Origin of the sequence: Anaerosphaera aminiphila DSM 21120, from assembly GCF_900129925.1 — a bacterium.
Taxonomy (GTDB): Bacteria; Bacillota; Clostridia; order Tissierellales; family Peptoniphilaceae; genus Anaerosphaera; species Anaerosphaera aminiphila.
Genome location: NZ_FQXI01000001.1, coordinates 283,512 through 295,025 on the forward strand (window position 1 = coordinate 283,512; position 11,514 = coordinate 295,025).

The 11,514-nt window shown below is 30.5% G+C and carries 11 protein-coding genes; 6 read left to right on the forward strand and 5 right to left on the reverse strand.

Going from position 1 to position 11,514, the window contains the following annotated elements; genetic code table 11:
- The first annotated feature begins 158 nt into the window (after positions 1-158).
- Positions 159-3,590 (forward strand): pyruvate carboxylase, encoded by a 3,432-nt coding sequence (locus BUB47_RS01465; protein WP_073183398.1) that lies wholly within the window; start codon positions 159-161, stop codon positions 3,588-3,590.
- Positions 3,591-3,609: 19 nt separating this feature from the next.
- Here the strand turns inward: BUB47_RS01465 and folK are convergent, their stop codons facing one another.
- Positions 3,610-4,437: a 2-amino-4-hydroxy-6-hydroxymethyldihydropteridine diphosphokinase gene (gene folK / locus BUB47_RS01470; protein WP_073183068.1), complete on the reverse strand. Its 828-nt coding sequence runs from the start codon at positions 4,435-4,437 to the stop codon at positions 3,610-3,612.
- A gap of 152 nt (positions 4,438-4,589) precedes the next feature.
- Between folK and BUB47_RS01475 the strand changes: the two genes are divergently transcribed.
- The 4 genes from BUB47_RS01475 to BUB47_RS01490 all read left to right on the forward strand — a co-directional run bounded on the left by BUB47_RS01475 (position 4,590) and on the right by BUB47_RS01490 (position 6,831).
- Positions 4,590-4,901, forward strand: coding sequence for a PadR family transcriptional regulator (locus BUB47_RS01475; RefSeq protein ID WP_073183070.1), 312 nt, complete (start codon positions 4,590-4,592; stop codon positions 4,899-4,901).
- Positions 4,898-5,560 carry a DUF1700 domain-containing protein gene (locus tag BUB47_RS01480; protein ID WP_073183072.1) on the forward strand — a complete coding sequence of 221 codons (663 nt, stop codon included), beginning with the start codon at positions 4,898-4,900 and terminating at the stop codon, positions 5,558-5,560. Before BUB47_RS01475 ends, BUB47_RS01480 begins: the two co-directional genes overlap by 4 nt.
- A gap of 1 nt (position 5,561) precedes the next feature.
- Positions 5,562-6,557, forward strand: coding sequence for a DUF4097 family beta strand repeat-containing protein (locus BUB47_RS01485; RefSeq protein WP_073183074.1), 996 nt, complete (start codon positions 5,562-5,564; stop codon positions 6,555-6,557).
- Between the two features lie 73 nt (positions 6,558-6,630).
- The gene (locus tag BUB47_RS01490; RefSeq protein WP_073183076.1) at positions 6,631-6,831 is read left to right on the forward strand and encodes a PspC domain-containing protein; all 201 of its coding nucleotides are present in this window, start codon (positions 6,631-6,633) and stop codon (positions 6,829-6,831) included.
- A 56-nt stretch (positions 6,832-6,887) separates the two neighbouring features.
- Here BUB47_RS01490 and BUB47_RS01495 read toward each other — a convergent pair whose 3' ends face one another.
- The 3 genes from BUB47_RS01495 to BUB47_RS01505 form a co-directional block, all read right to left on the reverse strand.
- Complete coding sequence (locus tag BUB47_RS01495; protein ID WP_073183078.1) at positions 6,888-8,111, reverse strand: MFS transporter; 1,224 nt, start codon at positions 8,109-8,111, stop codon at positions 6,888-6,890.
- 189 nt (positions 8,112-8,300) lie between these two features.
- The gene (locus BUB47_RS01500) at positions 8,301-8,939 is read right to left on the reverse strand and encodes a TetR/AcrR family transcriptional regulator (protein ID WP_073183079.1); all 639 of its coding nucleotides are present in this window, start codon (positions 8,937-8,939) and stop codon (positions 8,301-8,303) included.
- Between the two features lie 127 nt (positions 8,940-9,066).
- Positions 9,067-10,269, reverse strand: a complete 1,203-nt coding sequence (locus BUB47_RS01505) for an iron-containing alcohol dehydrogenase (protein ID WP_073183081.1) — start codon at positions 10,267-10,269, stop codon at positions 9,067-9,069.
- A gap of 321 nt (positions 10,270-10,590) precedes the next feature.
- Between BUB47_RS01505 and BUB47_RS01510 the strand changes: the two genes are divergently transcribed.
- Positions 10,591-11,145, forward strand: a complete 555-nt coding sequence (locus BUB47_RS01510) for an alpha/beta hydrolase family protein (protein ID WP_073183083.1) — start codon at positions 10,591-10,593, stop codon at positions 11,143-11,145.
- 25 nt (positions 11,146-11,170) lie between these two features.
- On the opposite strand, the gene BUB47_RS01515 is transcribed toward BUB47_RS01510, so the two are convergent.
- Entirely contained in the window at positions 11,171-11,503 is a 333-nt protein-coding gene (locus tag BUB47_RS01515; protein WP_073183085.1) for a CGGC domain-containing protein, read from the reverse strand.
- Positions 11,504-11,514: the final 11 nt, after the last annotated feature.

The following is an 11,514-nucleotide window of genomic DNA, read 5'->3' on the forward strand; positions in this document are numbered from 1 at the left end:
GTCAACAAATTACAACATATACACTTATTTCTATAGTTTAAGCGAACTTACTATAGCTTTTTATATATAGTTTTATACGGATTTTACTATACTTTTAAAATCTATTGATGTATAATAGATAAAATTTAAACCAAAAAAGGAGATTGAAAATGTACAATATTAAAAAGTTCAAAAAAATATTAGTTGCAAATCGTGGCGAAATTGCAATAAGAATTTTTAGAGCTTGTCGAGAGCTTGGTATAAGAAGCGTTGCAATATATTCAGTTGAAGATTCACTTTCACTTTTTAGAACAAAAGCAGACGAATCTTATCTAATCGGAAAAGGAAAATCTCCATTAGATGCTTACTTAGATATTGATGAAATAATAACTCTAGCCTTAAATAAAAATGTAGATGCAATTCATCCCGGCTATGGTTTTTTGGCTGAAAACTCTGAGTTTGCAAGAAAGTGTGAAGAAGCAGGAATTACATTTATAGGACCTCAACCCAGTGTAATGGCTTCACTTGGTGATAAAATTGAATCAAAAAAAGTTGCAAGAGCTGCTGGTGTAGAAGTAATTCCGGGAACAGATAAGGCTATAAAGTCCGAAAGCGACGCTATTAAATATGCCAACGAAGCTGGATATCCAATAATGTTAAAAGCTGCAGCTGGCGGTGGCGGAAGAGGGATGAGAATAGTTAGAACCGAAGATGAGCTACTACCTAATTTTCGCTCCGCTAAAATGGAAGCCTCAAAAGCCTTTGGAAATGATGCAATGTTTATTGAAAAATATTTAGAAAATCCAAAGCACATAGAAGTTCAAATATTTGGAGACAAATACGGAAATGTTGTCCATCTCTATGAAAGAGATTGTTCTATTCAGAGAAGACATCAGAAAGTAATAGAATTTACTCCGGCATTTTCCCTTGATAAAAAAACAAGAGACAATATATTAAATGATGCATTAAAAATTGCAAAGTCCCTAAACTATTTAAGTGCCGGTACTGTAGAATTTCTAGTTGATAAAAATAACAATCACTACTTTATAGAAGTAAACTCCAGAATTCAAGTTGAACACACTATAACTGAAATGGTTACAGGAATCGACTTAGTTCAATCTATGATTTACGTTGCAGAGGGATACCCTCTTAATAGCAAAGAGATAAATATTAAAAATCAAGACTCTATACAGTTAAATGGATACTCTATACAGTGTAGAATAACAACTGAAGACCCGTTAAATGACTTTGCACCTGATACAGGTCAAATTACTCACTATAGGTCAAGTTCAGGATTTGGCGTTAGATTAGACGGCGGCAATGCATACACGGGAGCTATTATAACTCCCTACTACGATTCCCTACTGGTAAAAGTGATTACTCATGCCAGAACATGGAAGGACACTATAAGTAAAGCTATTAGAGCTATTAGAGAAACAAAGGTTACCGGAGTAAAAACTAACTCCTCTTTCTTACTAAATGTTTTAAACTCATCAGAGTTTAAAAATGGAACTTGTGACACCGGATTTATTTCAAAGAATCCTTCTCTATTTAAAATTAAAACTAAACCTGATGCAGAACTTAGACTTATGTCCTTTATAGGAGAAAACATTGTAAATAATCCTTCAAAAAAGGACAGACTTTACAATACCCCTATTGTTCCAGAAGCAGAAGATATAAAAAAATATGAAGGTACAAAACAAATCTTCGACAAGCTTGGAGCTAAAGGACTTTCTGATTGGATATTAAAACAAAATAAACTCCTAGTTACTGATACTACTATGCGTGATGCCCATCAATCACTCATGGCAACTAGAGTTAGAACTATAGATTTAATAAAAATTGCCCAAGCTACAAATAACAATATGAAAGAACTATTTTCATCTGAAATGTGGGGAGGAGCTACCTTTGACGTAGCTTATAGATTTTTGCAAGAAGACCCTTGGGATAGACTTATAATGCTTAGAGAACTAATGCCAAATATATTACTTCAAATGTTAATAAGGGGCAATAACACAGTTGGATATACTAATTACCCCGATAATCTTGTTAAGAGTTTTATTAAAAAATCCTCTGAACATGGAGTTGATATCTTTAGAATTTTTGATTCTCTAAACTGGATGGAAAATATGAAACTCTCTATTGATCAAGTTTTAGAAAACGGAAAAATTGCCGAAGGTACAATGTGTTATACAGGTGATATACTAGATGAATATAGAGATAAGTACAACTTAAAATACTACGTTGACTTAGCTAAGGAACTTGAAAAATCCGGTTGCCATATTCTAGGAATAAAAGATATGTCCGGATTATTAAAACCCTATGCTGCAAGGAAACTCGTTAAAGCTCTTAAAAACGAAATCTCCATTCCAATTCACCTTCACACTCATGACACTACCGGTAACGGTGTAGCCACAGTATTAATGGCAACAGAAGTTGGTGTTGATATTGCAGACCTTGCAATTAACTCAATGAGCGGACTTACAAGTCAACCTGCACTAAACTCTGTTGTAGCTGCTCTTCAAAATACTAATAGAGATACGGGCCTTAATCTTGATAAAATTGAAGATATTTCAAAATATTGGGATTCTGTAAGAGAAGTTTATTCTAATTTTGAATCCGACTTAAAATCCGGCTCAACTGAAATATACAAATATGAAATCCCAGGAGGACAATATTCAAATTTAAAACCTCAAGTAGAGAGTTTTGGACTGGGATATAAATTTAAAGAAGTTAAGGAAATGTTTAGCTCTGTAAATGAAATGGTTGGTGACATTATAAAAGTAACTCCTTCATCAAAAATGGTTGGTGATTTTGCAATATTTATGGTTCAAAATGAACTAACTCCAGAAAACATACTGGAAAAAGGTACAAACTTAGATTACCCAGATTCAGTAAAAAGTTATTTTAAAGGTATGATGGGTCAACCTCTTGGCGGTTTTCCTGAAGACTTACAGAGAATGATTTTAAAAGGTGAAGAACCAATAAAAGTACGTGCCGGACTCCTTCTTGACGATGAAGACTTTGAAGCTGATGAAGTTTATTTAAATACAAAATATAAAATAAATCCAACTGAAGAAGAACTAATTAGCTTTGCACTTTATCCAAAAGTTTTTGAAGACTATATTAAAGCTTCACAAAAAAATGGTTCTCTTTGGATGATGCCTTCACATGTTTTCTTCCATGGACTTATGGAAAATGAAACAGCTGAAATTCCAATTGATACAGGAAAAAACTTAATTGTAACTCTAGTAGAAATTGGAAAACTTGACCAAGAGGGATATAGAAACTTAACTTTTGATATAAACGGAAATAGAAGAACTATAAAAATTGAAGATAAAAACGTAACTTCTATGTCTATAAAAAAAGACAGCATTGACTATGCTAATCCTGAAGATGAAAAACAAATAGGTTCATCAATACCAGGCAAAGTTGTAAATATAAATGTAAAACAAGGTCAAAGTATAAAAGCTGGCGACACTATTATGATAATTGAGGCTATGAAAATGGAATCCAATATCGTTGCCAATTCTAATGGTACAATTCATGAAATTCTGGTAAAAATTGATGACATTGTAAAAAGTGGAGAGCTTATTGCCACATTTGAATAAACAAAAAAACAAACAGTTTTTAAAATAACTGTTTGTTTTTTTTCTTTAATTCATTTCTTAAATCCACTATTCTCTTCTTTGAAAGAGGATGTACATAGTATGGAGCTATTTCACTTAAAGGTGTCAATACAAAATCTCTCTCTTCCAATCTTGGATGAGGAATTATTATGTCTTCATCATTTGTTACAATATCATCATATAACAATACATCTAAATCTATAATCGTCTTTGAGTCACTTTTATTTTCTTTTATTTTAGCTTCACAGTCTCGTAAATGATTAATTAATTCCCTAGGGCTTAAAAGAGTTTTTATTTCACAGGCTCCATTTAAAAATTCTTCAGTTTTTCTATCTATAATAGCTTCTGTAATTATAAAATTTGATTTCTTTTTTATTTTAGTATGATACTTACTATTTATAAATTCAATTGCCTTCTCTAAGTTTTCCTCTTTATTCCCCACATTTGAGCCCAATGCTATATACGCTCTGTGCCATTGTCTAACTACAGAAACCTCAGCATATTTAAAATTTTTCGGCCTTAGAGTATGTAGTTTCTTTATTGAAACTCTAACTTTATTTAAAATATCATATTCACTTAAAATAAACTCTGCTAAATCTTCTCCAGCTTCTTCTAATAAATTATAAAAATTTGTCGTAAATTTTTCTTCAACTTTTTTACATAGTTCTACATAATCTATAGATTTTTTTAAATCGCCCGTCTCTCCTGCATTTATTAACCTTAAATACAATTCCAGAGAAATTAAAAATTTCTGTTTCTCTTCTCTTTCTTCACTATATAAACCGTGCTTTGCACATATTGCCAAATCTTTAATAAATATTGTATCCAAAACTTTCACCCCTACTCTAACTTTATTTTATTATATACTAACTACTCCAATAAAAGAAACATAGTAAATATTTTTAATATTAATTGACACACTATACTATACACTGTATAATATACTCAAATAAATGATATCGTATAGAAAGGAGTATGTTTATGTTTGTACTAAGTTCTCAAGTTTTAGATTTATGTGTCCTTGCAACTGTGAACAAAGAAGACACTTACGGCTACAAACTCACTCAAGATCTCATAGAGGCTATATCTATATCTGAATCCACTCTATATCCGGTGTTAAGACGACTGCAAAAAGACAATTGTCTTACAACTTATGATCAGCCCTTTGGTGGAAGAAATAGAAGATATTATCAAATTACTCCAGAAGGAAGAAGACAGTTAAAAAAATATGAACAAGATTGGATTGGATATAAGGAAAGCATTGATAAAATTATTAGGGGGGATTTAAAATGACTAGAATTGAATTTATGCGTGAGCTCAGCAACCGTCTAAGGAGTATTTCTCCTGCTGAACGTGACAATATACTTAACTACTATGAAGAAATATTTGAAGAACAAGAAATTGACTACACAGACTCAGTTCCAGAAAGATATGATCCTATGAAAATTGCAAGAGATATTTTAATGAATCAACAAGCTAACAAATGGGAACAAACTCCTCCCCAAAAAAGGAAGAATCGAGATGGATTACTGCTTATTTTGTTGGGAATACTCTCCCTTCCCATTACCTTGCCTTTAGCTGCTGCTTTCATTGGAATTCTAATAGCAATATTTGCAGTTATAATACTTTTATTTGTATCAGGATTTATGGGAATAGTTGGTGGAATTGCTGGAATAGCATATTTTGTAACATTTTCACCTCTGTCTGCTATATTTTTCTTGGGAGTTGTATTTGTGGCAATTGGGGCTATAATTTTGCTCTTCAATGCAATTAAGTTTATAATTCATAAATTTGCCGGCGGAATCGCCAGAAAATCCAGACCTCAAAATCAAAATAACTTTACAGAAAAAAGTCAAAATAATTTTCAAACAGACCACTTTGACAATTCTAATACCGATAATTTTGACACAATTAAATTAGACGAAGACAAAAATAATGAAGGAGATGAATAAATTGAAAAAATCAACTAAAATCGCCTTAATATTAGTAATTATAGGAGTTCTAGTGTCATCAATTTCATATTTTGGAGGAGCTAGAACTTATTTCAACTATAATTTTGGTATGAGACATAATATGTACAACAGTAATAACTACTATTCAGGCCCTACTGAAAAAAAAGACTACAATTATTCAAATCTTCAGTCAATTCAAATTGACGGTTCTGTTGCTGAAGTTAAATTAATTGGAAGAAATGTAAACACTTGGGAAGTATACACTGTATCTCCAATGGATAAAAATAATAAAATTTCTGTAAGTGAAAGCAATGGAAATTTGACAGTTAACTTAAAAAACTACTCGCACAAGTTAAATAATAGAGTAAACAACGAAAGTAAAATAACTATTATAGGACCTGCATCCGGATTAAAAAATCTAAATATAGACTTAGGTATAGGCGCTATAGAAATAGATAATATTACTCTTCCAAAATTAGATTTTAAATCAAGCATGGCTGATATTGAAATAAAAAATTCTAATATTTCAAAATCTCATATAAAATTTAGCATGAGTGATATGGATATTAAAAATACTAAATTAGCTAATATGGTTTTAGACTCAAGTATGGGGAATGTGGTTGGTGAGAATATAACATTTTCCGGAAAAAATTCTATTCATTCTTCTATGGGAAATGTGGATTTAAAAATAAATGACCCTGAAAATTTATTGAGCATTGTAAAAGGATCAACTTCTCAAGCAGAAAATCAATTAACCGTAAATAGTTCAATGAGCTCTATATCAATTTCTAAACAAAATCAAGGCAGTGTATTTGACTATGAAGATGAGGACTATGACTATGACAACAGATATGATAATTATGACGAATATAATGATTACTATGAAGACTATGGCGACGATTTAGAAAATAAAATTGAGCACCACATTGAAAACATATACAATAGAAAATATGAACATTACTATGACAATTTTGAAAATGATTTCGAATACCTTTAAATAAATATTTAATGATAAATATTTTAAAAATTGTTATAATATAAATATTAATAGCTTTAAATGAGGTGATATTATGAGTCGAAAATTATATAGATCTTCAAGAGACTGTAAAATTGCTGGAGTCTGTGGAGGTATTGCAGAATATTTTGACATAGATCCATCAATTGTAAGAATTTTATGGTTAGTACTTTCAGTTTTTTATGGTGCAGGAGTAGTTTTATATATAGCCTGTTGGCTAATACTTCCTTGGGACTATGAAATAAATAACTATTAATTAATAAATTATTAAATAATTTAAATTTTTAGAGTAGGTTATAACCTACTCTAATTTTATATTTCTATTTTATTAAAAGTATTCTTAGAGTATATTGAAATTAAAATAGAAATAAATCCTGTAATTAAGATTACTACTATCATACTCTTGCCCACTAATATCTCTCCAAATATTCCAAATATAAATTGCCCTATTGGCATAGCTAACATTGAAGCCATCATAACAAATGACATTACTCTACCAAGCATATCTATATCTGTGCTCATTTGAATAAAACTTATTAGTTGAACTGAAACCAGCGTGAACACTCCTTGAAGTACAGTTGCAAGAATTGTTAAAATCCAAAAGGACATATTTACATTAAACAATTCTGAGTACGGAAAAGCTAATGCCATAAATAAAAAACTATTTAATATTAAAAGCTTTGTAGTAATTTTTGAATTAATTTTTTTCGCATAAATTCCTACGAAGGCACTTCCCATTAAACCTCCAATTGCAAATAGCATATTCATTACTCCAAAGAGTTCACTACTTATATTCCAGCTTACTCTCACTGTGTATGGAATTATTACACTTATAAAAGATGAAATAAATAAATTTAACAAAAATGCTATTAGAGATATTCTAAGTATAACTTTTTTACCTTTTAAATACTCTACAACTTCTCTTAAATCTTCATAAACTACACTTAATATTGAACTTGTACTATTCCACCTACTGTTGTTTGGCAATTTTAATAAAATTTCACTTATTACTGCAACTGCAAATAGAAAACCGCATATTATAAATACCATGTATGCTTGATCAAATCTATAAACTATTCCTGCAATTATTGGACCTAAAATATTTGACAACATAGCAACAGAAGTAATTATTCCATTTGCTTGAGAAATGTCTTCTTTTTTACATACAATCGGTATCGCAGATTGAACTACTGGTGTTTCAAAAGAAGACACCATTCCAATTACAACAGTTATAGCTCCCATAATAAATACTGTATTATCACTAAATACACTTAAAACTAATCCAATAGACAATAATAAATATATAAAGTCCATTATTATCATTAATTTTTTCTTTGAAACTCTATCAGACAACACCCCACCAAAGGGCAGACAGATAACTCTAGATATAATAGACAGCGCTGAAATTAATGCAAATACAGTAGAAGAACCTGTCTTATCTAAAACATATAGTGAAATTGAAAATTGAATAATCGTATTGCCAAAAACAGAAAAAAGCTGACTACATAATAAAAGTATAAAATTCCTATTCCACATCTTTTTTTATACCTCCACATATATTAAAACTTAAACTGTCACTTATTGTACTTTTACGCATAGATTTATACATTATCACGTTAATATCACTCCTTTTACTTTTTATTTTATTTAGATACTGTTGGTATGTAAGGGATAAAAAAGAATTTCATACCAGCGGTATGTTCTTGCTGAAAAAGAAAACTGCTTTTAGCAATTTTTCTCTTTTAAGTAAGTAATTAACCTTTTTGCCGAATCTAAAACTTCACTATTTACTAATTCAATTCCCAGTCCTTCAAATAAGTCTTTAATAAAATAAATTTTTCTCATAAACTCTTCTTTAGTAAAATCAAAAATTCTTATTCCTATTAACATATTAAATGTAAGAATTGTCAGCTCAGCTACTTCTGTTGGATATTTAGTTTTAATAGAGCCGTCTTTTAACCCTTCTTTTACATATACTTCAATCATAGGCACAGCTGTATTAATATTTTCTAAGTACTGCTCTCCAATCATTCTGGGACTTTTTAAAGTAACAGCAGCTGAATAAAATATAGCTTGCATTTCATGGGCACTAAGTGAACTAATAATTTTATTTCTTATCTTTTCAAGTCCAGTATTTCCTACCCAATTATCTCCCCAATTTAACTCTTCCGGACTATTTGCAATTGTCTCAAATATATCAAATTTAGAATTAAAATAGTGATATATTGCTCCTTTCGTCATACCCCCAAGTCCATTTACTATATCTTGAATTGAAGTATTGTCATATCCCTTTTCTAAAAACAACTTTCTGGATACATCTAAGATTTTTTGACGAGAATCTTCAGAGTTTCTATCTTTTGTCATTTTTAACACCCCTTACATACCACTGGTATCTAATACTACATTATTTACTTTTATTTGTCAATTCACTTTAATTAAACTATATCTTACATTAAAAAAGATGAGTATATTTCAACTCATCTTAAAATTATTATAGTGAATCTGTATAAATTTGTCTTACAACTTCTCTAGTTGCTTCAACTGGTGCACTAGCTAATAATCCATCTAAACCTGGAGTAGTAAAAGCTAAGTCAACTAATTTTTCAATGTCTTCCTCAACAAATCCCACATCTTTTAATGTCTCATCTATACCTACAGATACTAACCATTGGCGAACACCATTTTCTACTTTTTCAGCTTCTGAAGCATCTCCAGTAAGTCCTGGAACTATTGGTGCCAATAAATCAGCTAAGATATATCCACTATTTTTATAAATTACTTTTATAACAGCAGGTAAAATTATTGCAAGTCCCAAACCATGAGTTAAATCAGGTTTAACTCCACTAAGTGGATGTTCTAAAGCATGTGTAAAGTGAAGCAGACCATTGTCAAATGAAGTTCCTGCTATTAAAGAAGCATAGGAAAGGAAATATCTAGCCTCTAAATCTTCAGGATTTTCAATAGCTTTTGGCAAGTATTTAGCAACAAGCTTTACTGTTTCATTTCCAAGTGTAACTGCAAATGGATTATTTAATACTGTAGTTGCCCCTTCTATTACATGGTTTACTGCATCAACACTTACATAAGTTGTTTGACCCTTTGGAAGACCTGTCATAAGTGCCGGATCATCTATGGAGTACATTGGATATATACAGTCATATGCAATTGCAGGTTTGTAATTTTTTTCAGGTATAGTTACAACGGCAAATCTATTTGCCTCACTACCTGTTCCATGAGTTAAATTTATTGCTATGATTGGAGCAGCTTTTTCAGGTGCAAAGTTCATTTCATAGAGATCTTGACAGTTCTTGTCAGGATATTCCATAAGTATTGCAACACTCTTCCCCGCATCTATAGGACTTCCGCCCCCAATTGAAATTACAGCCTTAGCACCACCTTCAAGCGCTACTTTTACTGCATCGTCAACTTGATGAGTTTCCGGATTAGGTGTAACTTCATTATATAGTATGTACTTAATGTTGTGTTTGTCCAGCGCTTCAGTAACTACAGCCCATGCTCCTGTAGATTCATAAGCACGTTTCCCTGTCATTGCTATAACACAATCTACTCCCTTATTTTTAAGTTGTTCTGCAATAAAATCCATTTTTTTTATTGCACCCACTCCCATAAAAATATGAGAACCACAAATAATTTCACTTACATTTTCAATATTAATACCTTTTTCCCAAGACATTTTTATTACCTCCTAAAATCTAAAATAATTTTTTATAATACAATTATAACTGATTGTTAATTAATTGACAAGCTTTTACCTTTTAATTTTAAAATTTAATCATTTGATTTAAACCTTTAGTTTTCAACGTTTAATGTACTTTATTCCTAAAATAAAAGAAGTATATTAATAAATATATACATCATACATTTATTAATATACTTCTTTTAAATCTATTTAAATATTTTTTATCTAATAGAAAAATCTTTTCATTATATGTGATTTTTAACCCTTTTCATAAAAATAAATACACTAAGTGAAGGAAGTGATATTGGACTTGGAATGACAAAGTGGATGGATGTAGTTGCAGGAGTTGATTTTTTAAAAAGTGACAGTAATGTGTCTAACTTACCTATAATAGTCATGGGAACATCTATGGGAGCATCTACAGCCTTAGTTGCAACTGGAGAAGATAGTAGAATCAATGGAACTATTGCTATTTCTGGCTACTCTGATTTTCCAAATGTCTTTATAGATACTATGAAACAGTATTATATTCCTAAACCATTAAGACTTTTAGAAAAGCCATTTATAACAATTTACTTAGGTCTACACTATGGATTTGATAAATTAAATTACACTCCTATTAACTCTTTAGAAAAATTTAATAATAGACCACTACTACTTATGCACTCTAAAAAGGACAGACAAGTTGACTACTATAATTTTATAAGAATAAAAAGTAGAGCTGAACAACTAGGTATTGACACTACTACTTTAACTAGAGATGGTTATGAACACTTTGTAATTCAGAGAAATTTAGTAACTACTCCCATTGAAGACCCTGAATTTTGCTCAACTATCTTAAATTTTTTAAATGAAAATTTTAGCAATTAAAAAAACTGCTTTTTAGCAGTTCTTTTTAATGAGTATAATCTATAAATTTAATACTTTCGTCTAAATCATCTTTTATAACTTCTTTCATCTTCTTGGCAAAGGGACATGGATATCCTATTGGATTTCCCTTTTGAATACAAGATGCAAATACAATTGTATCTGCCCCTCTCTTTACTAACTTTCTTGCCCTAAGTACAGCCTTTTTACCGGGACAACCTCCACAATTAATAAACCCTATTATTTCTATATCTTCACTTACTTTTTCAAAGGCTCCCTTTCTTTCTCTGATTACTTTAAAATCAGTAGTTCCCGGACAAAAATCCTCTGTTTGCATACACCTTATTATACCAATTTTCACATTATTCACCT